The sequence below is a fragment of the Streptomyces sp. NRRL S-87 genome, from assembly GCF_000719335.1.
Taxonomy (GTDB): Bacteria; Actinomycetota; Actinomycetes; order Streptomycetales; family Streptomycetaceae; genus Streptomyces.
In genome coordinates this window covers 48,176-74,025 of record NZ_JOGB01000016.1, presented here as the reverse complement: position 1 = coordinate 74,025, position 25,850 = coordinate 48,176, and the positions used below count along the sequence as shown (strand labels likewise).

The window sequence follows — 25,850 nt, the reverse complement described above, 5'->3', positions numbered from 1 at the left end:
GATCCTGGCAGAAGGGACTGACAACGGTTGCGGGGGAGGACCCGGTCACACCGACCGCCAGGCCTCGGCGAGGAGTTCGTACGAGCGCACGCGGGCGGTGTGGTCGTGGGTGATGGTGGTGACGAGGAGTTCGTCGGCGCCGGTGGCCTCCTGGAGGAGGGCGAGGCCCGCGGCGACGCGGTCGGGGGAACCGACGAAGCGCGTGTCGAGGCGGTCCGCGACCAGCGCGTGGTCCTCGGCGGTCCATGGGTACGCGGCCGCCTCGGCCGGGCTCGGGTACGGGATGGCACCCTCGGCCGTACGGATGCTGCGCACCCAGGGCCCGTATCCGGCCGCCAGCTCCCGGGCCGTCGTGTCGTCCTCCGCGACCACGACGTCCGCCGAGACCGTGAGGTAGGGGCGGTCCAGATCGGCCGAGGGTTTGAAAGCGGCGCGGTAGGCGTCGGCCGCCTCCAGGACCCCTGCCGGTGCCACGTGGTAATTGGCGCCGAACCGCAGGCCGTTGCGGCCCGCGACCTCCGCGCTGACGCCCCCGCTGCTGCCCAGCACCCACACCTGTACGTCGGCGCCCGTGCCCGGGACCGGGTGCGCGGCCACCCCCTCGGGTGAGAGGTAGTCCCCGCGCAGGAGCGCGAGGAGGTCGTCCACCTGCTCGGCGTAGTCCTGGGTACGGGCCCCCGGAAGCCGGAGCAGGCGCTGCTGGAGCGCGACCCGCGGCGAGCCGAGCAGGTGGGCGAACGAGGACGGGGGCGGGAGGACGAGTCCGTCCGGTGTCCTGCGGGCCGCCCGCCCGACGCGCACCGGCTCCGCGCCGCCCGCTCCGCCCGCTCCCCCCGCGGCGTCCCGTCGTGGTGCGGTGGCCGGCTCCTGCCCCGCTGCGTGGCCGGACCCCCGTCCCGCGGTGCCGGCAGAGGCCGGTGGTGGGCCCGGGGAACGGCCCAGCCCCAGGTCGATCCGTCCCGGGTGCAGCGCGTCCAGCAGCCCGAACTCCTCCACCGTGGCCAGGGCGGTGCGGTGGCCGAGGAGAACGGCGCCCGACCCGAGGCGGATCGTCGAGGTCGCGGACGCGGTGAGCGCCAGGACGACGGCCGGCGAGGTGCCGGCCACACCCGGGTTCAGGTGGTGCTCCGCGAACCAGTAGCGGGCGTAGCCGGCCCGCTCGGCCGCGCGCGCCAGGTCGATGCTGCGGTGCAGGGCCTCGGCGGCCGTGGAGCCGGAGGCGACGGGTACGAGGTCGAGGACCCCGAGCGGGATGTGGGACACGTGGAACCTCCTGGAGCGGGGAGACACCGGCGGTGGACACGGAGCGGGGGACCCGCGGACGGACTCAGCCCGTCTCCGGCTGCACGACCGGGGCGGGAACGAGCGCCGCGGCGGCGGTCTCCAGGGGCGGGGACCAGGCGAACGGCGGGTCCGGGATCTCCTTGCGGAGCACCGGCGCGACCTCGGCGTGGAAGAGTTCCAGCGATGCCCGGTGCCGCCGGTCGCCGAGCGCGCCGGCGTCGGCCGGCACGTGCAGCACCGTGTGGCCGAGTTCCTCGTGGTAGCGGTGCACCTTCTCCACCACCTGCTGCGGACTGCCGACCAGCGCGGAGCTGCGCGCCACGAAGTCCTCCAGTGTCGGGAACACCGGGGGCACTCCTGCGGCCCGCTGACTGCCCACGTACGCCTCGAACGCCGGTCGGAAGCCCGCCACGGCGGCCTGGGACGTCCGGGCCGTGTACAGCCCGGCCGTGCCCGCACCGACCGTCGCGCGAGCCGGGTCGTGCCCGTAGTGGGCCCAGCGCTCCCGGTAGTGCCGGACCAGTTCGGCGTAGGGGCCGACGGGGTGGGTGACGTTGGCGGAGAACAGCGGATCCCCGTACCGGGCGGCGAGGTCGACCGAGGCGCGGCTGGTCGCGCTGCCGTGCCAGACCCGCACGGGTCGCTGGAGCGGTCGCGGCAGCACCTCGGCGTCCGTCAGCGGAGGCCGGAACCGCGGCACGGCCGTGACCCGGTCCTCCCGCCAGAGCCGGCGGAACAGCTCGAAGCCTTCGGCGTTGCGCTCCCACTGGTCCTCGGCGGTGACGCCGAACAGCGCCGCCTGTGCCGTGCCGTTGCCCTTCCCGACGATCAGGTCGAGCCGTCCGTCGGACAGGTGGTCGAGCGTGGCGTAGTCCTCGTACGCCCGCACCGGATCGAGCAGGCTGAGCGTGGTGACCGCGGTGAACAGCCGGATCGTGCGGGTCAGTGCCGCGATGTGGCCGAGCACCACCGGTGGGGCAGAGGACAGGAAGGGCCGCTCGTGCCGTTCGCCCACCCCGAAGCCGTCGAAGCCGACCTCCTCGGCGAACACGGCGTCCGCCACCACCTCCCGGAAGCGCTCGCGCACGGGCACGGCCACGCCCGTGACCGGATCGGGGGCGTGCACGATCAGGGTGATGGCCAGGAACTTCACGACGCCGGCTCCGGCGCCGCCGCGGTGAGACCCAGGTGGTCGCGCAGGGTGTCGCCCGCGTACTCGGTGCGGAAGACGCCCCGCTCCTGCAGCAGCGGCACGACCGTGTCGGCGAACACGTCGAGGCCGCCCGGGGTGATGTGGGGCACGAGGATGAAGCCGTCCGCCGCGTCGGCCTGCACGAGGCGGTCGATCTCCGCGGCCACCGTGGCCGGCGAGCCGATGAAGTTCTGCCGTCCGGTCGTCTCGATGACCAGCTCGCGGATCGACAGGTTCTTGGCCGCCGCCAGTGCCCGCCACTCGCGCGCCGTGGCCAGGGGGTCGCGGAACTGCCGTACGCTCGCCCGCCCCAGCGCGACCGTGTTCTCGCCCGGCTCCGGGTCGACGTCGGGCAGCGGCCCGTCCGGGTCGTACGAGGACAGGTCCCGGTTCCAGACGTGCTCCAGGTAGCGCAGGGCGGTCTGCCCGCTGACCTGCTGCCGCCGCACCTCGTGCGCCAGCTCCTGTGCCTCGGCGTCGGTGTCGCCGAGCGCGAACGTCGCCGCAGGAAGGATCTTGAGCTGCTCGGGCCGCCGCCCGTACCTGGCCAGCCGCCCCTTGACGTCGGAGTAGAACGCGCGCCCGGACTCCAGCGTCGCGTACCGACTGAAGATCGCATCCGCGCTCTGCGCCGCGAACTCCCGGCCCTCGTCCGACTCGCCCGCCTGGAAGACCACCGGCCTGCCCTGCGGCCCGCGCGGCACGTCGAAGCGGCCCTCGATGTCGAACTGCGGCCCGCGGTGGGCGAACGCACCGGCCCGCGCGTCCCGCAGGAACCGCCCCGTGTCCGGGTCGGCCACGACCGCGTCCTCCTCCCACGAGTCGAACAGCTCCAGCGCCGTGGCCAGGAACTCCTTCGCTCGGGCGTACCTGTCCTCGCGCGGCAGGAACCCGCCCCGCCGGAAGTTCTCCCCGGTGAACGCGTCCCACGACGTGACCACGTTCCACGCGGCGCGGCCTCCGGAGAGGTGGTCGAGGCTGGCGAACTGCCGGGCCACCTCGAACGGCTCGTTGAAAGTGGAGTTGATGGTGCCGGTCAGGCCGAGCTTGTCGGTGACCGCCGCGAGTGCTGCGAGCACGGTGAACGTGTCCGGCCGGCCGACCACGTCCAGGTCGTAGATCAGGCCACCCTGTTCGCGCAGCCGCAGGCCCTCGGCGAGGAAGAGGAAGTCGAACTTGGCGTGCTCCGCGGTCCGCGCGAAGTGCGCGAAGGAGGCGAACTCGATGTGGCTGCCGGCCGCGGGGTCGCTCCACACGGTGGTGTTGTTGACGCCGGGGAAGTGGGCCGCGAGGTGGATCTGCTTCAGTGGCTTCGACGGCTTGCTCATGGGTGCTGCTGTCCCTTCCGCTCCGCTGCGCGGAGCTCAGACGGCGGTGGCGTAGCGGCTGGCCGGACGGGACAGTCCGAGGAGACCGCGCAGGGTGGGGGCCCCGTACACGGTCCGGAACGCGCCCCGCCGCTGCAGTTCGGGGACCAGGTCCCGGGTGACGGCCGGCAGGTCGTGGGCGAGGACGCCGGGGCGCAGCCGGAAGCCGGTCAGGCCGGCCGCCCGCCATTCCTGGAGCAGGTCCGCGAGCTGGGCGGGCGTGCCCGCGAACACCTTCGCGTCACTGCGGTACGGCTCCCCGGCGCGGGCGTCGAGCCGCTCCAGGCGCGCACGGGCGGCGCCGGGCTCGGCGTCGAGGAACACGACGAGATCGCCGAAGAGGTGCAGGGGCTCGCCCGCCCGCCCGGCGGCGGTCCGGGCGGCGCGCACCTGGGCGACGGCGGTACGGGCCTCGTCGGCGTTCCGCGGCGTGAGGTAGCCCAGGTCGGTGGAGGTGGCCAGGAGCGGATGGGTGCCGGGGCCGTGCGCGAGGGCGCTGACCGGCGGCTGGCCCTGGGGCGGGCGGGGGGTGATGGAGGGGCCCTTCACGTTGAAGTGCCGGCCCTCGAAGTCGACGTAGTGGAGCTTGGCACGGTCGACGAACCGGCCGGTGGCGACGTCGCGGATCTCCGCGTCGTCCTCCCAGCTGTCCCACAGCCTGCGGACGACCTCGACGTAGTCGGCGGCCTCGGCGAACAGGCCGGCCGCCAGCTCCCGGCCGGCAGCCGTGTCGGGGCCGGCGGTGCGCGGGTCGGGGAACCTGCGGCGGCCGAAGTGCCGGGCTTCGTCGGGGCGGCCCGACACCCGGACGCGCAGCCCGGCGCGGCCGGCGCTCACGTAGTCGAGGGTCGCGAGGGCCTTGGACGCGTGGAACGGTTCGGTATGCGTGGCGACCACGGTCGGAACCAGCCCGACGTGCCGGGTCAGGGGTGCCACGCGGGCCGCGGTCAGCACCGCGTCGAGCCGGCCGCTGACCCGGTCGGTGCGGTCGTCCGGCCCGGACGGATCGGAGGACTGCCGGCCGAGGGAGTCCTCGAAGGTGACGAAGTCGAGCAGCCCCCGCTCGGCCTCGGCGACCAGGTCGGCCCAGTAGCCGGCGGTGAACAGGGCGTCCGGGCGGGCGCCCGGCTCGCGCCAGGCGGCCGGGTGCCAGCCGGCCCCGACGAGGGCGACGGCGAGGTGCAGGAGACCGGCGGAGGTGAACGCGGAAGCGGCGGTGGAAGCATAAGCGCCGGTGGAAGCGGAAGCGCCGGTGGAAGCGGAAGCGGAAGCGGTACCAGTGTCAGGCACGGAATTCGACAAGGAATCGACCCTTTCAGTCCCTTTTCGAAACGCTATGGCGCGGGGCGGGCGCACTCAATGCACGCACTGTTAAGAGGACTTGGCAGTCGTGTGGCTCGCCGCGGGCGGCCGCCCCGTGGCGCGGACGGCGAGGAAGTCCGGGCGTCGGCGCAACGCGAAGCCGAGTGACTCGTAGAGCCGGATCGCCCCGGTGTTCGTGGCCGCGGTGTGCAGGAACGGGGTGTCCCCGCGCTCGCGGATGCCCGCCGCGACGGCCCGGACCAGCCGCGTCGCCAGCCCCCGGCCGCGGTGGTCGGGGTGGGTGCACACCGCGCTGATCTCCGTCCAGCCCGGCGGCCGCAGCCGCTCGCCGGCCATCGCCACCAACCGCCCCCGCTCCCGGATGCCGAGGTACGTCCCGAGCTCCACCGTCCGCGGCAGGAACGGCCCCGGCCGGGTGAGCGCGATCAGTTCCAGGATCTCCGGAACGTCGGCGGGCCCGAGCGGGACCGCCTCCGGTGCCGGCTCGGCCCGCACCCCGGCGTCCACGAGCTGCACGCCTTCCAGGGACCCGACCTGCTCCCAGCCGGCGGGCGGCGCGAACCGTCCCGCCAGGGTCGCCGTCCCGCCCGGGCCGACGAGGGCCGCGAGATCGGCCCAGGCCCGCGGGTCCGCGGGGTCCGCCAGTGCGTTGAAGGGAGCCACGTCGGGCGCGTATCGGGCCGCGAGCGGGCCCGCGGACTGCGCGAAGCGGCGGTGCGGACCGCTGAGGGCGGCCCAGACCGGGTTGTCGAGGGCGTGGGCGGTGACGGGTGGGACGGCGTGCGGGGAGGACGCGGGCACCGGGAGCCTTTCCGTTCGCGATGGGGGGTCAGGAGTTGGTCAGGGGCAGGCCGGGCGGGTTGACCTCGGAGGTGGTGACCGCCTCGTTCGAGAGGTTCCACGCCGCCAGGAGCGCGGCGTACTGGCCGTTCCGGATCAGGTGGTTGACGGCGTCGGCGACGGGCCTGGCCAGCCCGCTGTCCTTCTTCGCGGTGGCGGCGATCAGGCCCTGCAGCGAGGCGCCCGCCCCGGAGTACCGCCCTGCGTTGCGGGTGGGCGAGGCGCTGTGCGCGGTCTGGGTGATGTGGTAGGCGATGGCCGGGTTCGGGCCGAACGAGGCGTCGATCTTCCGGCCGCTGAGCGCCAGGTAGGTGCTGTTGGTGTCGGGGTAGGTCTTGACGGTGAGGACCTTGCCCTCGGACTTCAGCCGGGCCTGCCACTCCAGCAGGATCTTCTCCTGGTTGGTGCCCCGACTGACGGCCACGGTGCGGCCCGCGAGGTTGCGGTAGTCCCCGGCGAACTCCCAGGTGCTGCTCTTCAGGACCTCGAACGCGAGGTTGTCCTGCCGGTACGAGGCGAACTCGTACTTGCGCTTGCGCTCCTCGGTGTCGGTGACGTTGGAGAAGGCCACGTCGACCTTGCCGCTGTCGATGCCGACGAACAGGTTCTCCCACGTGGAGTTGCGCACCACCGGATCCAGCCCCAGCACGGCCGCCACGAGCCGCCCGAGGTCCGGCTCGGCTCCGGTGAGGGTCTTCTGGTCACTGCCGATGTACGCCAGCGGCGCGAACCCGGCGGGCAGAGCGCCCACGCCGATGACGAGCTCGCCCTTGTCCCGCACGGACTTGGGGAGTTCGGCACGGAGGGCGGCCACGGAGGTCACGGACAGCCGGGTCTGCCGGGCCGCGCCGTTGGACAGCGCCCCGACGGTGACCGTCCCCGGGCCGTCGCCCGGGCCGGCCGAGGACCCGGCCGCGGCGCTCTCCCCGCCGCAGCCGGACAGGAGGGCGGCGAGCGTGCCGGCGGCGGTGGCAGCGGTGAGCGCCCGCACGAAGCGGGAGCGCAGCGGCAGACGGGGCATGGCGGTTCCTTCTCGCAGAGGGGGTGATGACGGGGTGGGATGAAGAAGAGGGGGAGGGGAGCGGGGGAGGGGCGGGCGTTCAGAGCACCCGGCTCAGGAACTCCCGCGTGCGTGCGTGCCGGGGCCGGTCCAGCACCTCGTGCGGCGGGCCCTGCTCCACGATCCGGCCGCCGTCCAGGAAGACGACCCGGTCGGCCACCTCCCGGGCGAACCCGATCTCGTGGGTCACGATGACCAGCGTGGTTCCGCCCGTGGCCAGGTCCTTGATGACGGAGAGCACCTCACCGACCAGCTCGGGGTCCAGGGCCGAGGTCGGCTCGTCGAAGAGGATCACCTCGGGGCGTAGGGCCAGCGCCCGGGCGATGGCCACCCGCTGCTGCTGCCCTCCGGACAACTGCCGGGGGTACGCCCCGGTCCGGTCGGCCAGGCCCACCCGCGCCAGCAGCGAACGGGCCAGCTCCTGGGCCTCCGGCTTGCGCAGCCGCCCGGTGGCGACGGGGGCGGCGGCCACGTTGTCGAGCACCGTCAGGTGCGGGAACAGGTTGAAGTTCTGGAAGACGAAGCCGATCCGGCCGCGCTGGACGAGCAGGGCGCGCTCGCTGAGCTCCTTCAGGTGCGCGCCGTGCCGGCGCACGCCGATCAGTTCGCCGCCCACGGAGACGTACCCTGCCTCGGGCCTCTCCAAGTGGTTGATCACGCGCAGCAGGGTCGACTTGCCCGACCCCGAGGGGCCGAGGACCGCGGTCACCTCGCCCGGCCGCACGGTCAGCGACACCCCGGCCAGGACCCGCCGGTCGCCGAAGGACTTGTGCACGTCGTGCACTTCGACGGCCGGGGTGCTCACCTCGATGTCCGGGGTGCTCATCGCCCCTCCTTCGCGCCGCGCGCGTAGTGGCGCTCGACGTAGTACTGGACGACGGAGACGACGCTGGTGAGCAGCACGTACCAGACCGTGGCGACCAGCAGCAGCGGCACCACGTCGCCGGGGTAGGTCGCGGCCATGCTCTGCACCGCACCGAACAGGTCGAGCAGGGACACGTAGAACACCAGCGAGGTGGCCTTGACCAGGCCGATCAGCTGGTTGACGTACGAGGGCACGATGGCGCGGAGCGCTTGCGGGAACACGATCCGGGTGAAGCGGTAGCGGCGCGGCAGGCCGAGCGCGGCCGCCGCCTCGTACTGGCCGCCGTCCACGGAGAGGATGCCGGCCCGGACCACCTCGGCGGCGTACGCGGCCTCCGTGAGACCGAGCCCGGTCACGGCCACCGCCAGGTCGGTGGCGAGCTCGGCCTCGTCGAACCGGGCGAACTCCGGGCCGAACGGGATGCCGATGCTCAGCGTGGGATACAGGGCGCTGAGGTTGTACAGGAACAGCAGCACCACGATGAGCGGGACGGAGCGGAAGAGCCAGACGTACGTCCAGCTCACCGCCCGCAGGACGGGGTTCGCCGACAGCCGGGCGAGGGCCAGCGCGATGCCGCCGGCGAGGCCGAACAGGCCGCTGAGGGCGGCCACCTGAAGGGTGATCAGCAGGCCGTCGACCACCACCGGGCGGACGAACCAGTAGGGGAAGCGGTCCCACTGGAAGAAGGGGTTGGTCACCAGGCCGTGGCCGATCTGGGCGACCACGACGAGGACGAGGGCGGCGGCTGCCCAGCGGCCGGGGCGCCTCAGCGGCAGCACGCGCTGGGCGGGCGGGGACGGGGCAGGGGCGTCGGCCGCGCCCGGGGGCGCGGCGGAGCCGAGCAGTTCGCTCACGGGTGCTCCAGGACCTGCCCGGGCACACGGGGGCCGCGGCGGGCAGGGGGAAGAAGGGGGCGCTCGCGGCGGGCCGCGAGGCGGTGGACGTCAGCCCAGGAGGCGGGCGCGGCGCGGAGCGCGACACAGCGCGCTGCTGACGCGCAGCAGGTCCACGGGGCGGTTCGAGTACGTCGCCATAGTGCCCGGACCGTAGGCGGCTCCGCCCGGACCTGTCAACGACGGGTGCCCGCAGGGTGAGACGCCGGGCCGGGGACCGTGAACGGGGTGGTGCGGGTGGGGGCGGCGAAGAGGGGGTGGAGGAGGACGGTCGCGGAGGCGGCGGCCAGGACGTCCGGACCCGCGTGGGGCGGGACGATGCGGTCCGGGTCGTCGCACACCCGTGAGTGCTCCAGGGCCGAGCTGCGGAGCTCGGCGAGGTAGCCGGGGTCGGCCAGCAGCGACTGCTCGGTGACCACGACGAGGTCCGGGTTGAACACGTCCAGCAGGAGCGCCACCGCGCGTCCCACCGCCCGCGCCCGTTCCCGCAGGAGGCCCGCCGCCCCGTCGTGCCCGGCCTCCGCGGCGGCCAACAGCGTGGCCATCCGGGGCACGTCGACGATGCCGCGCCGGACGGCCTCGGCCGCGACGGCGGTGTCGGAGGCGGTGGCGCCGAGACACCCCGTGCGGCCGCAGGCGCAGGGGGTGTCCGACCCCGGAACCGGCAGGTGGGCGACGTCGCCCGCGGCCGCCCCGGGGCCCTGATGGATCACGCCGGCCGTGCCGAAGGCGGCGTCCACGACGTTGCCGACGAACAGGTGGACCAGGCTGCGCCGGGCCCCGGGCCGGCCGAAGAGGATCTCCGACTGGGCCACTGCGCGGGCGTGGTTGTCGAGTCGTACCGGCAGCCCCAGGCGTTCCTCCAACTCGGCCGCGAGCGGCCGGTCGTACCAGCCGAGCGCGTCGTGCCGGACGACCACGCCGTCGGAGGGCCGCACCCAGCGGCCGACGGCGGCGCCGACGCCGAGCACGGGCCGCTCGCGCGCCGACTCGTCCAGCAGGAGCAGGAGTTCGTCGGCGACGCGGCCGGGGACGCGGTCCGCGGGAAGGTCCTCGTGCCAGACCACCCGGCGCTCCAGCACCCGCCCCCGCAGGTCCACCACGCCGAGCGTGGAGCCGGGCACGCCGATGTGCAGCGCCCCCGCGACCGGTCCGCCCACGTCGCCGGTGTGCAGGTCCAGCGGCATCTGCGGGCGGCCCACTCCGGCGCGCGCGGCGAGCTCGGGCAACTCCCGCACCAGGCCGAGCCGGAGGAGCTCGGTGCACTGGCGCGAGACGGCCGCGGGGCTCAGCCCGCAGCTGCGGGCGATCGCCCCGCGCGCGATCGGACCCTCGGCGAGGACGGTGCGCAGTACGGTGGCCGCGTTCGCCTCCCGTCTGCCGTCGCCGGTCGCAGGGGGCCCGGCCGGGTGCGCCGCAGGCGTGGCCGGGTGGGCCGGGGCCGCGGTCGCGTGGGTGCCGGGCGAGCCGAGTGTCACGGATTTCCTCCCGCTGTGTTGCGCGTTGTTGCGCCGGCGTGAATTCCCGGGCCGTCCGGAGGCTGCCGGACCGGGCTCGGGACCGGCCCGGGGGCTTGCCCACCGCTCATGGACGCCCCTGGTCAGGGCCGGTGCGCGAGCCTCCCGGGGCGGTCCGGCACGAGGGTATCCGTCGATTGTTGCGCGTCAACCGGCCTCCCTTGACCGCCCTGTTCGGCGCTGACACGCTCCCGGCCATGGCCACCTCGTTTCGGCCATCCTCCCCGCCAGTCCCCCGCTCCCACCCGTCCGTCCTCCGGGCGGGGGACGCGTCGCACCCGCATTCCTTCCGCTGCGAAAAGAATTCCGAAAGGGCGTCCGTCATGACCTCCGCACCCACCACCCCCGCCGCCGCACCCGCCACCCCCGCCGCCGCGACCCCCGGCTCGCCCACCCCGACCGTGACGAAGCTCGGCGGCCGCATCGGCGCCGTGATCGGCGACGTGAAGCTCGGCCCGGACCTCGACGCGGCGGCCGTCGACGCCGTCCGCACCGCACTCCTGCAGCACAAGGTCGTCTTCTTCCGGGGCCAGCACCACCTCGACGAGGAGACCCACGAGGGATTCGCCCAGCTGCTCGGCACCCCCGTCGCGCACCCCACGGTCCCCGCCGCCGACGGCCGCTACTCCCTCGGCATCGACTCCGACCACGGCGCCCGCGCCAACCAGTGGCACACCGACGTCACCTTCGTCCCCGCCTACCCCGCCTTCTCGATCCTGCGGGCCGTGACCATCCCCCCGTACGGCGGCGACACGCTGTGGGCCAACACCGCCACCGCCTACGAGAACCTCCCGGAGCCACTGCGCACCCTCGCCGACGGCCTGCGCGCGGCCCACACCAACGAGTACGACTACGCGGCCCTCAAGCCCGGTGCGGCCCCCGAGCTCCTCGCCCAGTACCGCGACGTCTTCACGTCCACCGTCTACCGCACCGAGCACCCGGTCGTCCGCGTGCACCCCGAGACCGGGGAGCGGACGCTGCTCCTCGGCAACTTCGTCCAGCGCATCGCGGGACTCACCGGTCGCGACTCCCGGGCCCTGCTCGACCTCTTCCAGGCCCACGTCGAGCTGCCCGAGAACACGGTCCGCTGGCAGTGGCAGCCGGGTGACGTGGCCATCTGGGACAACCGCGCCACCCAGCACTACGGCGTCGACGACTCCGACGCCCACGACCGCAAGCTGCGCCGGGTGACCGTCGACGGCGACGTACCGGTCGGGGTGGACGGCGCGCAGTCCCGCCTGCTGGAGCCCGCCACCGTGCCCGACCCGCCGTTCGGCCTCCCGTCCGGCGCCTCGGCGCCGGCCGCCGCCTGACCACCTCCGCGGGCCCGGCCGGGACGCCCGTACCGCCGCCGGCCGGGCCCGCGCCCCGCCCCCCAAGGGAGAACCCGTGCCCCAGCTCCTCGCCCTGTCCGCCAGCCCCTCCACCACCTCCCGCACCGCGCTCGTCGCGGACCTCGTGGTCGACCGCCTCCACCTCGGCGGGTTCGCCGCCTCCCACCTCGCCGTACGGGACCTGCCCGCCGCCGACCTGCTGGCCGCGCGCGCCGACGCCGACGGCATCCGGGAAGCGGTCTCCGCCGTGGCCGAGGCCGACGGGATCATCGTGGCGACCCCCGTCTACAAGGCCTCGTACTCCGGTCTGCTCAAGGTGTTCCTCGACCTGCTCCCGCAGGACGGGTTGGCCGGCAAGACCGTCCTGCCCCTGGTCACGGGGGGCAGTCTGGCCCACGTCCTGGCCATCGACTACGCCCTGCGACCCGTGCTGACCGCGCTCGGCGCCTCCCATGTCACCGCCGGGCGCTTCCTCCTCGACTCCCACGTCGAGCGGCTGCCCCACGGGGGCCGGCTGCACCCCGGTGCCGCCGAAGGGCTTGCCCAGGCCGTGGACGAGTTCGTGGACGCGCTGCCCGCCCGGCCGCTGCTCTCGGCCGCCGCGCCGCTCTGACCCGGGGCCAGGCACCCCACCGGGCGACCCGCCGCCCGGCCCGCAATCCCCCCGCACCGCACCGACCGCCCAGCCGAAGGACACCAGCCATGCCCGTCACCCCGACGCCGAACAGACGCCTCTTCCTCACCCTCCTCGGCCTCTCGGCGGCCGCCACCGCCTGCGGCACCGCCGAGGCCGGGAGCGCCCGGCCCGCCGGCGGCCAGACCCGTACCCTGCGCTACCAGGGCTCCGCCGGCGCCGTCACCCTTCCCGAGCTCGCCGCGGACCTCGGCTACCTCGGTGACGTGAAGCTGGAGTGGGTCGGCAACACCATCAGCGGCCCGCAGGACATCCAGTCCGCCGCCACCGGCCAGACCGACTTCGGGGGCGCCTTCAACGGCGCGGTGGTCAAGCTGGCCTCCCAGGGCGCCCCGATCAAGGCCGTCGTCAGCTACTACGGGTCCGACAAGGACGCGTACAGCGGCTTCTACGTCCGCCAGGACAGTCCCATCCGCACCCCGCGCGACCTCATCGGCAAGAAGGTCGGCATGAACACCCTCGGCGCCCACTCCGAGGCGATGCTGGACATCTACCTCGACCGCGCCGGCCTCGGCCGTGCCGACATCGACCGGGTCGAACCCCTGGTCGTGCCGCCCGTCAGCACCGAGCAGGCGCTGCGCCAGAAGCAGATCCAGGTGGGCGTCCTGGGCGGCATCCTGCGCGACAAGGCGCTCACCACAGGCGGCATCCGCCCGCTGTTCACCGACTTCCAGCTGCTCGGCGCGTTCAGCGCGGGCACGTACGTCATGACCGAGCGCTTCCTGAAGGCCAACCCGGACACCGCCCGGACCTTCGTCACGGGCGTGGCCAAGGCCATCGAGTGGTCCCGGACCACGCCGCGCGAGCAGGTCGTCGCCCGCTTCACCGAGATCGTCCGGAAGCGCGGCCGCCAGGAGGACACCGCCGCGCTGAAGTACTGGCGCTCCTACGGGGTCGCCGAGACCGGCGGCCGGATCGACCCCAAGTCCTTCCAGCTGTGGGTGGACTGGCTGGCCGAGCGCGGCGACGTCCCCAAGGGCCGCATCAAGAGTCCGGACGCCCTGTTCACCAACGAGTTCAACGACTACGGCAAGGGAAGCGGGAACTGACCATGGCGGCGCGCACCGACCATCCGAAGATCGCCTTCGAGGGGGTCGGCAAGACCTTCCCCCGCAAGGACGGCGGCACGTTCACCGCCCTCGAACGGGTCGACCTCGACATCGCCGCCGGCGAGTTCACCGTCGTCGTCGGCCCCAGCGGCTGCGGCAAGTCCACCCTGCTCGACCTGCTCGGCGGCCTCACCAGCCCCACCACGGGCCAGGTCCTGCTGGACGGGCGACCGGTCGACGGCCCCGGCCTCGACCGGGGCATCGTCTTCCAGCAGTACGCCCTGCTGCCCTGGCGCACCGCCCTCGGCAACGTCGCGTTCGGGCTGGAGGCCACCGGAGTACCGCGCCGCGAACGCGCCTCCCGCGCGCGGGAGTTCCTGGACCTGGTCGGCCTCGCCGGCTTCGAGGACCGGCACCCGCACGAGCTCTCCGGCGGCATGCGGCAGCGGGTCGCGATCGCCCGCAGCCTCGCGTACGACCCGGACGTCCTGCTCATGGACGAGCCCTTCGCGGCCCTCGACGCCCAGACCCGGGAGGCGCTCCAGGACGAACTGCTGCGCATCTGGCGACGCACCGGCAAGACGGTCGTGTTCATCACGCACGGCATCGAGGAGGCGGTCTACCTCGGGCAGCGGGTGGCCGTCCTCACCTCCCGCCCCGGCCGGGTCAAGCAGGTGGTGCCGGTCTCCCTCGGGGACCGCGACGGGGCCGGCGACCTGCGATCCAGCCCGGAGTTCGGCCGCCACCGCCGCGAGATCTGGGAGCTGCTGCACGACGAGGTGGCGCGGGCCCAGCAGTTGGAGAAGGAGTTGGTCCGGTCATGAGCCTCCTCACGAGAACGGCCGTGGACGCCACCGGCGCCCGCGCGGACGGCCCGCCCTCCGACGCTCCCGCCGCCGCGCCCCCCGCGCTCCACCGCCGGGCCGGCGCCCGGGCACTGCGCCTGCTCGGCCGGACCGCCCTCAAGACCGTCGCCGTCGCCGCCCTGCTGCTCCTGTGGGAGGCCGCCCCGCGCCTGGGCCTGGTCGACCGCACGTTCCTGCCGCCCTTCAGCGAGGTCGCCCGGGCCTGGTGGGGACTGGCCGCGGACGGACAGCTCGGCGAGAACACCCGCGCCAGCCTGGTCCGCTCCCTCGCCGGCTTCGGCATCGCCGTCGGCGTGGCCGTCCCCCTCGGCCTGCTCATCGGCTGGTACCGGCCCGTGGCCGACCTGCTCGGCCCGCTGCTGGAGGTGTTCCGCAACACCGCGGCCCTCGCCCTGCTGCCCGTGTTCGTCCTGCTCCTGGGCATCGGCGAGACCTCGAAGATCTCCCTCATCGTGTACGCCTGCACCTGGCCGGTCCTGCTGAACACCATCAGCGCGGTCCGCACGGCCGACCCCACGCTCGTGAAGCTCGCCCGGTCCATGGACCTGTCCACCCCGCGGCTGTTCCTCAAGGTCATCCTGCCCGCCTCCGTGCCCACCGTGTTCACGGGCGTACGGCTGGCCGGGTCCGTGTCCATCCTGGTCCTGGTCGCCGCCGAGATGATCGGCGCGAAGGCCGGCCTGGGCTACCTCATCAACGCCGCACAGTTCAACTTCGCCATCCCGCAGATGTACGCCGGGATCGTCACCATCTCCGTCATCGGCCTGGTCTTCAACCAGGTGCTGGTCTCGGTCGAACGCCGGCTCACCGCCTGGCGCGTGCCCGCCTCCGCCTGAGCCCGGCCCCGGCCCGCCCCACCCACCCGCCTCCGACCCGAGGACGACACCCATGAGCCCCACGCCCCCGCGCACCCTGCACCTCAACGCCTTCCTGATGAACGCCGGCCACCACGACGCGGCCTGGCGCCACCCCCGCACCCGGCCCGAACGGGTCACCGACCTCCGCTACTTCCAGGACCTGGCCCGCGCCGCCGAACGCGGCCGGCTCGACTCCGTCTTCCTCGCCGACGGCGTCGCCCTGTGGGGCAAGGTCCGCCACAACGCCCTCGGCGGCTTCGAACCCCTCACGCTGCTCTCCGCCCTCGCCGCCGTCACCGAGCACGTCGGCCTGATCGCCACCGTCTCGACCACCTTCAACGAGCCGTACCACGTCGCCCGCAAGTTCGCCTCGCTCGACCACCTCAGCGGCGGCCGGGCCGGGTGGAACATCGTGACCTCGGGATCCGTCGACGAAGCCCGCAACTTCAACCGGGAGGAGCACCTCGACCACGCGGTCCGGTACGCCCGGGCCCGCGAGTTCGTCGACGTGGCGACGAAGCTGTGGGACAGCTGGGAGGACGACGCGATCGTCCTCGACCGCGAGCGGGGCGTGTACGCCGACACCGACAAGGTCCGCCCCGTCGAGCACCGCGGCGAGCACTTCCGGGTGGCCGGAGCCCTGAACGTGCCCCGGTCGCCGCAGGGCTACCCGCTGCTGGTGCAGGCCGGCTCGTCCGAGGACGGCAAGGAGTTCGCCGCCGAGTTCGCCGAGGCCGTCTTCACCGCCCAGCAGACCCTCGCCGACGCCCAGGCCTTCTACAAGGACCTGAAGTCCCGGCTGCCGCGGTACGGGCGCACCGACGACCAGCTCCTGGTCCTGCCCGGCATCTGCCCGGTGATCGGCTCCACGGAGGCCGAGGCCCGGGCGCTGGAGCAGGAGCTCACCGACCTCCAGGTGCCCGAGTACGGGCTCGCCCAGCTCTCCGGCATGCTGGGCACCGACCTGTCCGGTCTCCCGCTGGACGGCCCGCTGCCCGAACTGCCGGAGGAGCGGGACATCAACGGCAACAAGAGCCGCTTCACGCTCGTCGCCGAGCTGGCCCGCCGGGACGGGCTCACGCTGCGCGAGCTGATCGCCCGGCTCGGCGGCGGCCGGGGGCACCGGGTGTTCGCCGGCACCCCCGAGCAGATCGCCGACGAGCTGGAGGCGTGGTTCACGCAGGGAGCGGCGGACGGTTTCAACATCATGCCGCCGCACCTGCCGGGCGGCCTGGACGACTTCGTCGACCAGGTGGTGCCGGTGCTGCAGCGGCGCGGGCTGTTCCGCACCGAGTACACCGGCCGGACCCTGCGCCAGCACTACGGTCTGGCGCGCCCCGCGAACCGGCTCGCCCCCACCGGGTGAGCGGCCCGACGGCTCACTTCGCGAGCTTCCCCTGCGGCGTGACCGCGAACCAGGTGCCGCCCACACCCTGCCCGTTGACCTCCCCGGGCGCGGCGTCGCCGGTGAACCAGTACAGGGGCCAGCAGGCGACGGCGAGCTGCTTGCTTCCGTCCGGGCGGGTGTAGACGGACAGCAGCTTGGGGTCGACGCCCTCGACGTCCTTGACGTCGACCGGCTTGGCCGGCTTCCACTTCTCCAGGCAGGCGCCCAGGCAGTTGGACTTCATCGGCCAGGCGGTGTCCTTGGTGAAGCGGTACAGCGTACGGCCCTTGCCGTCCCGCAGGATCCGCCCCAGTTCCTGGTCCTGCAGCGTGGAGAGGGCGGGCAGCGGGGTGCCCGCCTTCTTCCCGTCCGGGGCCACCGCGAACCAGGTACCGCCCACGCCCTGTCCGTTCGTCTGGCCGGGGGCGGTGTCCTTGGCGAAGCGGTAGACGGGCCAGCCGCCGAGGGTCAGCTGGTCGGAACCGTCGGCCCGCTTGACGGAGCCCACCGCGGACTTCGGGACCGACCCGGGCAGCGAGGTCTTCGCCGGCACCGGCGGCCAGGCCTTGGCGCACGCGTCGTTGCAGTTCGAGGCCGAGGGCTTGGCGGTGTCCTTGTCGAACCGGTAGAGCGTGAAGCCGGCCGCGTCGTTGACCACCGCGCCGAGCTTCGCGTCCTGCCGGACGGACAGCGGGCCCGAGGCGGTCCCGGCGGCCGCACCGGAGCCGCTGCCGTAACCGCCGTACCCGTCCCCGGAGTTCCCGTTGCCGTAGCCGCCTGCCTCGGCGGCCGCGCCGGCCGGGGCGTTCGCCGGTGCCGCGCCCGCCTCGCCGCTCTGCGCGGAGCCGCAGGCCGTGGCACCGAACAGCAGGGCGGTGGCGGCGGCCGCGGCCAGGGTGAGCCTGCGCCGGTTCGTCATGGTAACTCCCGTGATCAGATGGTCCAGTACGTTCTGTCGCTCACCATCAACACGCCGGCGCCGGAGGGAGGGTTCAAACGGGTTCCGGGAATTCCCGGACCGGTGCGCACAACACGAGGGGCCACCGCCGAAGCGGTGGCCCCCGGGTGCGTGCCGCGCCTACACCCGCACGGTCACGTAATGCTTGCCCGCCTCGTTCTCGACGAGGACGGCGCGCACCTGTTCCGGATCCACGGCGGCCGAGCCGTCCAGGGCCGCGCCCTTGCCCTCGCCGTCCGCCCGGGTGCCCACGACCCAGCCGCCGGCCACGGACCGGCTGCCGTCCCGGCCGACGACGACCAACCGGCAGCGCTCGCCGGCCGGGATCCCGGTGACCGCCGCGTGCAGCCGCACCCAGTGGGCCGCCGGGACCACCTGCACCGTCATCCGCACGCCGGTCGACGCGTCCGTGGCCGCGGCCACCCGCGTGCCCGCCGGCGGCGTGGGTGCCGTCACCGTGGGCACCGGAACCGGTGGCGCGGCCTCCGGAGCCCGCCCGCCGCCGGTCGCGGCGCCCAGCCAGAACACCGCGGCCAGCGAGGCCGCCGCCGCCAGGCCGGCGACGGCCCAGCGGCGGCGCAGTGAGCTCGCGCGTTCGTCCCGTACCTGCCGCAGCGTCCGCTGGAGCAACAGGTCGCCGCCCTCGGGCGGGCCCTCCAGGAACGCCTCCGGCGGCACCTCGCCCAGGGCCCGGGTCAGCTCCTGGAACTCTGCCTCTTCCCGCCTGCACCGTTCGCACGCGCCGAGGTGCGCCTCGACCGCGCGGGCCTCACCGGCGTCCAGAACGCCGAGCACGTACGGTCCCAGCAGGCCGTTCACGTGTGCGTCCGGGCGCTCGTCCACGTCCGGCTCCCGCTCCGGGCGCCGCTGCCCGTTCATGCCACCACCTCCTCGGCTCCGGCGGGCCGACGGGGCCTGCGGGGCCTGATCTCCTGTGCGAACACCTCGCGCAGCGCACGCAGGGCGTAGTGGGAACGGGACTTGACGGTCCCCGCGGGGATGCCGAGCGTGTCCGCGGCCTCGGCGACGCTCTGCTCGCGGTAGTACAACTCGTGCAGCACGTCGCGGTGTTCCGGTTTCAGCTGGTCCAGTGCCGCCAGCACGGTCATCGAGTCCACCACCGAGTCGGCGTGGTCCCGCACCGCCGGCGGCGCGGCCGGCGAGCCCGAGACCTCGCGCGGCCGCGAGGCCTTGGCCCGGGCCCGGTCGATGACGATGTTCCGGGCCACGGTCAGCAGCCAGCCACGTACCGAGCCCTTCCCGTTGACCATGGCGTCCGCGTGCCGCCAGGCCCGTATGAAGGTCTCCTGCACGACGTCCTCGGCGGTGGCCCGGTCGCCCGTGATCCGGGTCGCGTACGAGAGCAGGGCGTTGCCGTGCTCCTCGTACAGCGTCCGGATCAGCGCCTCTTCCGCCCCGCCCCGCCGTGCGCGGGGCCGCAGTGGTCCGGCCATCTCACCTCTCCCTCTGTGCGTTACGTGCCGTACACGCGCGGGCCGGGCGGGCGGTTCAACGGTGCCCGCGGCATTTTCCGCGGCGGCACGGTCCGCCTCCGCCGCACGGGGGCCTCAGCAGGTGCGGCCCGAGTTGAGGCAGTCCACCACCCGGTCCATCGCCGCGTCCGTCATCACGTCCACGAACATCGCGTGGTCGGTCTTCGGGCTGTGCCGCTGCTCGGGGAAGGAGTCCAGCGCCAGCGGAGCCCCGGACGGCACGTCGTAGGAGAGGGACAACCGCAGTGCGGGCACGGGGAAGGTGCCGGCCGGGCACACCCCGTTCGGCGCCGGGAAGCGCAGGTGCTCCCGGTGCGCGGGGCTGTCCGTGTCCAGCCCGTTCCAGCAGCTGGGGAAGAGCAGGGTGCGGGTGATCCGGTCCCCGGACGGACAGCGGGGATAGGACGCGGTGCCCCGGTCCGGAAGGCCGGCGCACCCCCAGCGGGCCCGTACGAGCGAGTCGTCCCGCGCCGTCGCCGCCACCGCGTTCCCGGTGACCGCCCGCAGGAAGCGGGGCATCGGCACCACCTTGCTCACCGGGTTGCCCAGGAACTCGACCGCGACCGAGGCCTCGGGCAGGACCGCACCCGTGTTGCCGTGCCCGGCGGACCGCTCGTACGGTCGGTCCGCCGGCCGGTCCGGGCGGCGCAGCACCGGCCAGTAGTACACGGACCGGTCACCGCCGCGGCAGGTCGTCGTGGCGGCGGCGAGGGAGCCGTCCGTGGAGCGCGCCGAGGCGGAGAGGTTCCCGACGTAGGAATGCGTGTGGTGCGCGCCGCCGGGCAGCCCCGGCGAGACCACCAGGTTGTCCTGGTTGTAGTGCCCCTCCGCGTTGCGCCCGCAGTCCACCCGCACCCGCCCGGTCGAGGCGTCCGGGCCGGGCGCCGGGGCGGGCGGGTCCGCGGGCACCGCACGCAGGTCGACGGGGCGACCCGCCCCGTCCACCCCGCCCGGGGCGGAGGCCGGACCCGCCGAGCGGGCGACTCCGAGCACGGCGGCCGTCAGGATCCCCACCAGGACGAGGCAGAGCCCGGGGAGCAGCAGTCCGCGGGCCCGGGCCGCGAGGGTTGTGGTGCTCATGCCGGTCACCGTCCCCGGTCGTCCGTACAGGCGTCAACCACCGTCTTGGTATGCGGCCGGGAACCACCTCTGAAGCGCCCTGGACAGCGCGAACGCGCCACCCGGGTGGCGAAACCGGCGGTACCGGGTTCCGCTGGGAACGTGCGTGACCACCCTCAGGGCCACTGGTGGGCCGAGCTGCCGCCCGCCGCGGGCGCCGTCGTCATGGCCACCGGGATCCTCTCCGTCGCCCTCCGACTGACGGACTACGAGATCCCCTCCCTGGTGTTCTTCGCCCTCGCGGGCCTGGTGTGGGTCCTGCTGGCGTTCGACTTCCTGACCCGGCTGTTCGGCGACCGGCGGCGCTGGCGCAGCGAGGCCGACAACCCGCCCGCCCTGACGGCCGTGGCCGCCACCACCGTGCTGGGCGTGCGCTGCTCGATGCACGGCTGGGGGGACCTGGCGTACGCGCTGCTCGCGGTCGCCGCCGCGCTGTGGCCGGTGCTGCTGCTGTCCGTGATGCGGCACTGGCACCGCGGCATGCCCGGGGTCGCCTTCCTCGTCTGCGTCGCCACCCAGGGCCTGGCGGTGCTCGCCGCCACGCTGTCCCTCGCCGGTCAGGGGGACTGGCTCGGCCGCGCGGCCCTGGTGGCGTTCGTGCTCGGTCTGCTGCTGTACGTCGAGGCGCTGCTGCGCTTCGACTTCGGGCAGGTACGGACGGGCGCCGGCGACCAGTGGATCGCCGGCGGGGCGCTGGCCATCTCGGCGCTCGCCGGGTCGAAGCTGACCCTCTCACCGCTGTGGACGGGGGCCGGGCACACCGCGCTGCGCGTCGGCACCCTCGTCCTCGTCGGCCTCGACCTGGCCTGGTACGTCGTCCTGCTCGCGGCCGAGGCCGCCTGGCCGCGCCCCGGGTACGACATCCGCCGCTGGTCGACCGTCTTCCCGCTCGGCATGACGGCCACGGCCTGCCTGTCCACGGCGACAGCCACCGGCGTCGACTGGCTGACCGCCACGGGCCGGGTGCTGCTGTGGATCGCCCTCGGCTTCTGGGTGGTCACCGCCGGCGCCACGGTGCTGTCGCTGCGCCGCCGTCAGAGCCAGGGGACCTCCTCGCCCGCGTAGCGGTAGGCGCGGAACACCGCGTTCTGCGCACCGCGCGAGGACTCCAGGCCCACGCCCCGGCCGAACGCACCGAACTCGGGCACCACGAACTCCCAGACCACGTCCCCGTCCGGGGTGACCTCGAAGAGCCGGCCGAAGGAGCCCTCGGCGACGAAGGTGTTGCCGTTCGGCAGCCGCTGCGCGCTCGACATGTAGGGGCTGTAGAAGTTCTGCGGCGGGTTGTCCTCGTACGACCAGACCCGGCGGCCGGTCACCGGGTCGAGTTCCAGCACCCGGGAGTAGGGCACCGAGGTGGTGTCGCGGTACGTGCCGTTGTCGAAGACCAGGACGGTGCCGCCCGGAAGCTCGTGCGGGTAGTGCTGCTGGGCCAGCACGTCGGGGCCGATCCGCCAGCGCACCGAGCCGTCCTTGCGGTCCACCGCCACGGTCGTCGAGGCGCTGCGGAAGCCCACCACGACCCCGCCGTCGGCGAGTTCGTTCACGGTGTTGGCCATGGGCCAGTGCTCGCGGGCGAAGTGCGGGTTCAGCGGGGTGCCGGCGGGGTCGAGGTGCTCGATCGCGGCCCACCGCCAGACGATCTCCCCGTCCCAGGTGAGCTCGTACACGACATCGCCCCAGACGGCGCCGTCGGGCGCCTCCGAGCCGGGGATGCCGCCCCGGATCCGGGCCGCGTCGGCGGGGTCGAGCCGCTCGACCGCGAGGACCAGCAGGTTGCCGTTGCGCAGGACCGTGGCGTCGTGGTGGTGGTGCGGGTGGCGCACCTCGCGCAGCACGGTGCCGTCGGGGGCCACCTCCTGGAGGATGCCACCGTGGTAGACGTCCCAGATGGGGAACAGGCTGGGGCCGGAGGTGTCCTTGCCCTGGTAGAAGAGGTTGCCGTTGGGCAGCAGCCGGCCGTGCCGGCCGGGCGGGTGGGGCAGGCGCCAGGTGTGCGCGGGGCGGCCCTCGATGTCGACGAGGTGGACCTCGCCGGGCCCGGCGATCGGGGTGTACAGGGTGTACCCGCCGTAGGAGCGGGCCGGGTCGTGGGCGCGCAGGCCGAGCCCGCGGCGGCGCAGGGTGTTCTGGTCGACGGTCATGGCGGGTGGTGTCTCCTCGTGGATCAGGGGATCAGGGGATCAGGGGATCAGGGGATTTTGGGTCGGTGTCGGTGTCGGTGTGGGTGTTGGTGGGGGTGGGGGTGGGGGTGTGGGTTCGGGGAGGCGTGGTCGGGGCGGGCGACCGCCCGACGCCGGGCGCGAAGCCGGAGCGGTGCTCAGCCGACGGTCACGGCGGCCGGGTCGACGGCCTTGAGCGGGCCGGGCCGCAGGGTGCGCCGCATCGCTGCCTCGTCACTCGGACCGGACAGCCCCTGGGCGGCCTTGGCCCACACGGCCTCCTCGTGCAACTGCCGGAGCAGGTCCGCGGACAGCGTCGAGCGGTAGGTGTAGCGGGGCTGGTAGCGCTCCACGTACGCCGCCTTCAGCGAGCCCTTGGCCTGGGCGAGGACCGAGCGCCGGGCCGCGGCGGGGTCCGCGGCCAGTTCTCGCTGGGCGCGCACGACCGAACGCAGCACGGCGGTGGCGGTGCGCTCGTCGGCCGCCGGGCCGCAGACCAGGAGCGTGCGGGCGGTGTAGCCGGAGAACGGCAGCTCGGCGTAGCGGGCGCCGAGGGCCGAACGGGTGGCGTCGTAGAAGCTGGGGAAGGTGACGCCGGCGTCGACGTCGCCGCGGGCGAGGGCGGCCGGGACCTGGTTGGGGGCCAGGTTGACCACCGTGACGTCGGCGGAGGTCAGGTGCCCGGCGGCGAGCATCCGGGAGAGCGCGTACTCGACGTTCGTGCCCCTCGGTACGCCGACCCGGCGCCCGCGCAGGCGGTCGAAACCGGTGACGGCGCGGTCGGTGCGGGTCAGCAGCCGCCAGTCGGAGAACGCGGAGAGCTCGGCCAGGACCTTCACGTCGCGGCCGTTGAGCGCGGCGGTGACCGCCGGCAGGTCGCCGACGACTCCGAAGGCCGCCTGACCGCCCAGGACGGCGTTCAGCGCGTCCCGGCCGGTGGCCAGGGTCCGTACCCGGGCCTCGACCGCCCACAGCCCGCGGTCCTCGGCGAGGTAGACGGGGGCTCCGCCGAGGTGGTCGCTGGCGGCGACGGTGACGGGCCGGGAGCCCTCGCCGCTGCTGCCGGAGCAGCCGGTGGTGAGGGTGGCGAGCAGCGAACCGAGCAGGAGCGCGAGGGCCGCGCGGGGTCTGAGCATGGTGGGGCTCCAGAGACGGGGAGTGGGTGACGGGGGAGGAGTGCCGGCAGGCAGCGGAGGTTGAGGGAGTCGAGGAGGAAAGGGAGGCGGAGCGGTGGGCGTCGCCGGCCGGGTGCGCCGGACGCCGACCCGTGGCGGATCCGTGGCGGTCCCGCGCGGATGGGTCAGGGGACCTCGGCAGGTGCACCCAACTGCTCGGCGACGCGCGCCCGAAGGAGCCGGTCGGGGCCCTGAGGGGGAACGTCGTGCGTGGCCACCACCCGGCCCGGCCGGCCGCCGAGCACGAGCACCCGCTGCGCCAGGGCGAGCGCCTCGTCGATGTCGTGCGTGACGAAGAGGACCGTGGTGCCGGTGCGCCGCCACAGTTCGACGAGCAGGGCCTGCATGCGGGCCCGGGTGAGCGCGTCGAGCGCCCCGAACGGCTCGTCCATCAGCAGTACTTCGGGTTCGGCCGCCAGCGCCCTGGCCAGTGCCACGCGCTGCTGCATCCCGCCGGAGAGCTGGGCGGGGTGCTTCTCCGCCCCGTCGGACAGGCCGACCTCGGCGAGCGCCGTCAGGGCCCGTCGCCGCCGCTCCGCCCGGTCGAGGCCGAGCCGCTTCAGGGCGAACTCGACGTTGCCGCGGGCGCTCAGCCACGGGAAGAGCGCGTAGTGCTGGAAGACCACGCCCCGGTCGGGGCCCGGTTCGGTGACGGTCCGCCCGCCGACCGTGATCCGGCCGCCCGCCGGCCGTACGAACCCCGCGACCGCATTGAGAACGGTCGACTTCCCGCAGCCGCTCGGCCCGAGCAGCGCGGTGAACGACCCCGCCGCGAACGCGGCGTCCAGGTCCGCTACCGCGGGCGCGCCGCGCCGGTCGCCCCGGCTCCCGTACCCGACGGACACCCCTTCCAGGCGCACCTCGCGGCTCACGGCGCCTCCCAATGGACGACGCGGCGGCCCAGCGCGGCCAGCGCGAGGTCGACCAGGACCCCGACGAGCCCCAGCACCAGCAGCCCGGCGAACATCCGGTCCACCCGCAGGAACTGCCCGTCCACCTGGAGGCGGTACGCCAACCCGTCCTCCGCCCCGCCCAGTTCGGCCGCGACGAGCGCGAGCAGGGCCACCGAGGCCCCGTACCGGAGCGCGGCCAGCAGGGCGGGGGCGGCCGCGGGGAGCAGCACCTCCGTGAACCTGCGGTGCAGCGGGGCTCCGAGCGAGCGGGCCGCGCGCAGGTGGCTCACCGGGACCCGCGCGACCCCGTCGTGCACGTACAGCCAGACCGCGAGCAGGACGGCGTACGCGATGAGCAGCCGTTTCGCGGTCTCGCCTATGCCGAACCAGGCGGTGGCCAGGGGCACCAGCGCGATCGCGGGGATGGGCCGGAGGAAGGAGACGAGCGGGGTCACGGCCGCGGACAGGCGCGGCACGTACCCGGTCGCGAAGCCCAGCGCGCTGCCGGCGGCGGCACCGAGGGCGAACCCCTGCCCGGCCCGGCCGAGGCTGGCGGCCAGGTCGGCGGCGAGCGTGCCGTCGGCGGCGGCGCCGGCCAGTGCGTGCAGGGTGGCACCCGGGCCGGGCAGCAGGCCGGGGGCGACGGCTCCGGAGGAGGCGAGGCCGGCCCAGAGGGCGAGGGCCGCCGCAGCGGTGCCGAGCGGCGGCAGCAGGCGCCGGAGCCCCGCCGGGCCGGGGGCGGGGGCGCGGTCGGCGCCGCGGTGATCGGGGTCAGACACGGGGCATCTCCTTGGGCCTGCGGCGTTCCGCGAGGCGTCTATAAGTGAGGTCAATAATTGACCACGCTTATTGCAGAGATGTTGCAGCCGTGCGAAACCCGTCCGGGGCCCCTCAGGCGGTCCGACCGGTGGGGTACGTTCGGCTGCGTGTCACGATCCGAACCCACGCCCGAGGCCCTCGCGGTCGGCCGGGTGATCCGCGCCCGCCGTAAGGAACGCGGCGTCCCCATGGCGGAGCTCGCGGCCCGCTCGGGCCTGTCGCAGCCGTTCCTCAGCCAGTTGGAGCGCGGGCTCACCACGCCCAGCCTGAGTTCGATCTACCGGATCGCGGAAGCCCTCGACGTGGCTCCCGGAGCGTTCCTCCGACCCCCCGGCCGTCCCGGCACGGTCAGCCACGAGAGCGATCCCCAGGTGATCCGGGTCAGCGAGGTGGCGGGACAGGTGGCGCGGGTGCTCATCCCGGGCGGCAGCAGCGGCCTGATGGAGGCCTACGAGCACCACTTCGAGCCCGGCCAGGGCGAACGAGGCTGGTTCCGACACCCCGGCGAGGACTTCCTCTACGTCCTGGAGGGCGAGATCGTCCTGGAGTTGGAGGGCGAGGAGCCGCTGACCCTGCGGGCCGGGCAGAGCGCCCACCACCGCGGCGACGTCCCGCACCGCTGCCGCCTCGCCACGGCGACCGCGGCCCGGACGCTCCTGGTCATCGCGTCCTCCTGACGGCCCCCGTCCCCACCGGGCCGCGG

At 74.4% G+C, this 25,850-nt stretch carries 25 protein-coding genes; 8 read left to right on the top strand and 17 right to left on the bottom strand.

The features are described from left to right. Positions 1-45 precede the first annotated feature (45 nt). From IF43_RS0112515 to IF43_RS0112470, 9 genes are all read right to left on the bottom strand, one after another. Positions 46-1,263: an LLM class flavin-dependent oxidoreductase gene (locus IF43_RS0112515; RefSeq protein ID WP_030198497.1), complete on the bottom strand. Its 1,218-nt coding sequence runs from the start codon at positions 1,261-1,263 to the stop codon at positions 46-48. 64 nt (positions 1,264-1,327) lie between these two features. Continuing rightward, a complete protein-coding gene (locus tag IF43_RS0112510; protein ID WP_030198494.1) occupies positions 1,328-2,437 on the bottom strand; it encodes an LLM class flavin-dependent oxidoreductase in 1,110 nt (369 codons plus the stop codon). Next, positions 2,434-3,804, bottom strand: a complete 1,371-nt coding sequence (locus IF43_RS0112505; RefSeq protein ID WP_030198492.1) for an NtaA/DmoA family FMN-dependent monooxygenase — start codon at positions 3,802-3,804, stop codon at positions 2,434-2,436. Before IF43_RS0112505 ends, IF43_RS0112510 begins: the two co-directional genes overlap by 4 nt. A gap of 36 nt (positions 3,805-3,840) precedes the next feature. Further along, positions 3,841-5,028 (bottom strand): LLM class flavin-dependent oxidoreductase, encoded by a 1,188-nt coding sequence (locus tag IF43_RS0112500; RefSeq protein ID WP_030198489.1) that lies wholly within the window; start codon positions 5,026-5,028, stop codon positions 3,841-3,843. A 186-nt stretch (positions 5,029-5,214) separates the two neighbouring features. Beyond that, positions 5,215-5,967 carry a GNAT family N-acetyltransferase gene (locus tag IF43_RS0112495; protein ID WP_037888266.1) on the bottom strand — a complete coding sequence of 251 codons (753 nt, stop codon included), beginning with the start codon at positions 5,965-5,967 and terminating at the stop codon, positions 5,215-5,217. 28 nt (positions 5,968-5,995) lie between these two features. Next, entirely contained in the window at positions 5,996-7,027 is a 1,032-nt protein-coding gene (locus tag IF43_RS0112490) for a transporter substrate-binding domain-containing protein (protein WP_030198483.1), read from the bottom strand. 79 nt (positions 7,028-7,106) lie between these two features. After that, positions 7,107-7,892 (bottom strand): amino acid ABC transporter ATP-binding protein, encoded by a 786-nt coding sequence (locus IF43_RS0112485; RefSeq protein ID WP_030198480.1) that lies wholly within the window; start codon positions 7,890-7,892, stop codon positions 7,107-7,109. After that, positions 7,889-8,776, bottom strand: a complete 888-nt coding sequence (locus IF43_RS0112480; RefSeq protein WP_234332126.1) for an amino acid ABC transporter permease — start codon at positions 8,774-8,776, stop codon at positions 7,889-7,891. The genes IF43_RS0112485 and IF43_RS0112480 overlap by 4 nt, the downstream gene beginning before the upstream one ends. Positions 8,777-9,000: 224 nt before the next feature. Then, a complete protein-coding gene (locus tag IF43_RS0112470; RefSeq protein ID WP_234332125.1) occupies positions 9,001-10,176 on the bottom strand; it encodes an ROK family transcriptional regulator in 1,176 nt (391 codons plus the stop codon). A 488-nt stretch (positions 10,177-10,664) separates the two neighbouring features. On the opposite strand from IF43_RS0112470, the gene IF43_RS0112465 reads away from it, so the two are divergent. From IF43_RS0112465 to IF43_RS0112440, 6 genes are all read left to right on the top strand, one after another. Next, the gene (locus IF43_RS0112465; RefSeq protein ID WP_051795217.1) at positions 10,665-11,654 is read left to right on the top strand and encodes a TauD/TfdA family dioxygenase; all 990 of its coding nucleotides are present in this window, start codon (positions 10,665-10,667) and stop codon (positions 11,652-11,654) included. A 76-nt stretch (positions 11,655-11,730) separates the two neighbouring features. Further along, positions 11,731-12,288 carry an NADPH-dependent FMN reductase gene (gene ssuE / locus IF43_RS0112460; RefSeq protein ID WP_030198470.1) on the top strand — a complete coding sequence of 186 codons (558 nt, stop codon included), beginning with the start codon at positions 11,731-11,733 and terminating at the stop codon, positions 12,286-12,288. A gap of 89 nt (positions 12,289-12,377) precedes the next feature. Next, positions 12,378-13,418, top strand: a complete 1,041-nt coding sequence (locus tag IF43_RS0112455; RefSeq protein ID WP_030198469.1) for an ABC transporter substrate-binding protein — start codon at positions 12,378-12,380, stop codon at positions 13,416-13,418. 2 nt (positions 13,419-13,420) lie between these two features. Next, positions 13,421-14,242 (top strand): ABC transporter ATP-binding protein, encoded by an 822-nt coding sequence (locus IF43_RS0112450; protein ID WP_030198468.1) that lies wholly within the window; start codon positions 13,421-13,423, stop codon positions 14,240-14,242. Beyond that, a complete protein-coding gene (locus tag IF43_RS0112445; RefSeq protein WP_051795215.1) occupies positions 14,239-15,120 on the top strand; it encodes an ABC transporter permease in 882 nt (293 codons plus the stop codon). Before IF43_RS0112450 ends, IF43_RS0112445 begins: the two co-directional genes overlap by 4 nt. A 52-nt stretch (positions 15,121-15,172) precedes the next feature. Beyond that, a complete protein-coding gene (locus tag IF43_RS0112440; RefSeq protein ID WP_030198464.1) occupies positions 15,173-16,507 on the top strand; it encodes an LLM class flavin-dependent oxidoreductase in 1,335 nt (444 codons plus the stop codon). A 13-nt stretch (positions 16,508-16,520) separates the two neighbouring features. Here IF43_RS0112440 and IF43_RS0112435 read toward each other — a convergent pair whose 3' ends face one another. The 4 genes from IF43_RS0112435 to IF43_RS0112420 form a co-directional block, all read right to left on the bottom strand. Then, positions 16,521-17,447, bottom strand: a complete 927-nt coding sequence (locus tag IF43_RS0112435; protein WP_030198461.1) for an SCO0930 family lipoprotein — start codon at positions 17,445-17,447, stop codon at positions 16,521-16,523. A 159-nt stretch (positions 17,448-17,606) separates the two neighbouring features. Continuing rightward, a complete protein-coding gene (locus IF43_RS0112430) occupies positions 17,607-18,365 on the bottom strand; it encodes a zf-HC2 domain-containing protein (protein ID WP_078910106.1) in 759 nt (252 codons plus the stop codon). After that, positions 18,362-18,940, bottom strand: coding sequence for a sigma-70 family RNA polymerase sigma factor (locus IF43_RS0112425; RefSeq protein WP_030198446.1), 579 nt, complete (start codon positions 18,938-18,940; stop codon positions 18,362-18,364). The genes IF43_RS0112430 and IF43_RS0112425 overlap by 4 nt, the downstream gene beginning before the upstream one ends. Before the next feature lie 114 nt (positions 18,941-19,054). Continuing rightward, a complete protein-coding gene (locus tag IF43_RS0112420; RefSeq protein WP_051795213.1) occupies positions 19,055-20,059 on the bottom strand; it encodes a DUF1996 domain-containing protein in 1,005 nt (334 codons plus the stop codon). A 141-nt stretch (positions 20,060-20,200) separates the two neighbouring features. Here IF43_RS0112420 and IF43_RS0112415 point away from each other — a divergent pair, with 141 nt between their 5' ends. Beyond that, the gene (locus IF43_RS0112415; protein WP_030198442.1) at positions 20,201-21,163 is read left to right on the top strand and encodes a tellurite resistance/C4-dicarboxylate transporter family protein; all 963 of its coding nucleotides are present in this window, start codon (positions 20,201-20,203) and stop codon (positions 21,161-21,163) included. Here IF43_RS0112415 and IF43_RS0112410 read toward each other — a convergent pair. The 4 genes from IF43_RS0112410 to IF43_RS0112395 all read right to left on the bottom strand — a co-directional run bounded on the left by IF43_RS0112410 (position 21,133) and on the right by IF43_RS0112395 (position 25,107). After that, positions 21,133-22,242 carry an aryl-sulfate sulfotransferase gene (locus IF43_RS0112410; RefSeq protein ID WP_030198441.1) on the bottom strand — a complete coding sequence of 370 codons (1,110 nt, stop codon included), beginning with the start codon at positions 22,240-22,242 and terminating at the stop codon, positions 21,133-21,135. The genes IF43_RS0112415 and IF43_RS0112410 overlap by 31 nt on opposite strands. Positions 22,243-22,418: 176 nt before the next feature. Next, positions 22,419-23,396, bottom strand: a complete 978-nt coding sequence (locus tag IF43_RS0112405; protein WP_030198439.1) for an ABC transporter substrate-binding protein — start codon at positions 23,394-23,396, stop codon at positions 22,419-22,421. Positions 23,397-23,560: 164 nt separating this feature from the next. Next, entirely contained in the window at positions 23,561-24,307 is a 747-nt protein-coding gene (locus tag IF43_RS0112400) for an ABC transporter ATP-binding protein (RefSeq protein WP_030198436.1), read from the bottom strand. Further along, entirely contained in the window at positions 24,304-25,107 is an 804-nt protein-coding gene (locus tag IF43_RS0112395; RefSeq protein ID WP_051795212.1) for an ABC transporter permease, read from the bottom strand. Before IF43_RS0112395 ends, IF43_RS0112400 begins: the two co-directional genes overlap by 4 nt. Positions 25,108-25,254: 147 nt before the next feature. Here IF43_RS0112395 and IF43_RS0112390 point away from each other — a divergent pair, with 147 nt between their 5' ends. Beyond that, positions 25,255-25,824 carry a helix-turn-helix domain-containing protein gene (locus IF43_RS0112390; RefSeq protein WP_030198431.1) on the top strand — a complete coding sequence of 190 codons (570 nt, stop codon included), beginning with the start codon at positions 25,255-25,257 and terminating at the stop codon, positions 25,822-25,824. Positions 25,825-25,850 lie beyond the last annotated feature (26 nt).

Excerpts from the sequence above, each read along its gene's own strand:
- IF43_RS0112505 (WP_030198492.1), bottom strand. The coding sequence starts at position 3,804 with ATGAGCAAGCCGTCGAAGCCACTGAAGCAGATCCACCTCGCGGCCCAC.
- IF43_RS0112485 (WP_030198480.1), bottom strand. The coding sequence starts at position 7,892 with ATGAGCACCCCGGACATCGAGGTGAGCACCCCGGCCGTCGAAGTGCAC.
- IF43_RS0112425 (WP_030198446.1), bottom strand. The coding sequence starts at position 18,940 with ATGGCCGGACCACTGCGGCCCCGCGCACGGCGGGGCGGGGCGGAAGAG.
- IF43_RS0112430 (WP_078910106.1), bottom strand. The coding sequence starts at position 18,365 with ATGAACGGGCAGCGGCGCCCGGAGCGGGAGCCGGACGTGGACGAGCGC.
- IF43_RS0112420 (WP_051795213.1), bottom strand. The coding sequence starts at position 20,059 with ATGAGCACCACAACCCTCGCGGCCCGGGCCCGCGGACTGCTGCTCCCC.
- IF43_RS0112455 (WP_030198469.1), top strand. The coding sequence starts at position 12,378 with ATGCCCGTCACCCCGACGCCGAACAGACGCCTCTTCCTCACCCTCCTC.
- IF43_RS0112450 (WP_030198468.1), top strand. The coding sequence starts at position 13,421 with ATGGCGGCGCGCACCGACCATCCGAAGATCGCCTTCGAGGGGGTCGGC.
- IF43_RS0112440 (WP_030198464.1), top strand. The coding sequence starts at position 15,173 with ATGAGCCCCACGCCCCCGCGCACCCTGCACCTCAACGCCTTCCTGATG.
- IF43_RS0112435 (WP_030198461.1), bottom strand. The coding sequence starts at position 17,447 with ATGACGAACCGGCGCAGGCTCACCCTGGCCGCGGCCGCCGCCACCGCC.
- IF43_RS0112405 (WP_030198439.1), bottom strand. The coding sequence starts at position 23,396 with ATGCTCAGACCCCGCGCGGCCCTCGCGCTCCTGCTCGGTTCGCTGCTC.
- IF43_RS0112410 (WP_030198441.1), bottom strand. The coding sequence starts at position 22,242 with ATGACCGTCGACCAGAACACCCTGCGCCGCCGCGGGCTCGGCCTGCGC.
- IF43_RS0112465 (WP_051795217.1), top strand. The coding sequence starts at position 10,665 with ATGACCTCCGCACCCACCACCCCCGCCGCCGCACCCGCCACCCCCGCC.
- IF43_RS0112490 (WP_030198483.1), bottom strand. The coding sequence starts at position 7,027 with ATGCCCCGTCTGCCGCTGCGCTCCCGCTTCGTGCGGGCGCTCACCGCT.
- IF43_RS0112445 (WP_051795215.1), top strand. The coding sequence starts at position 14,239 with ATGAGCCTCCTCACGAGAACGGCCGTGGACGCCACCGGCGCCCGCGCG.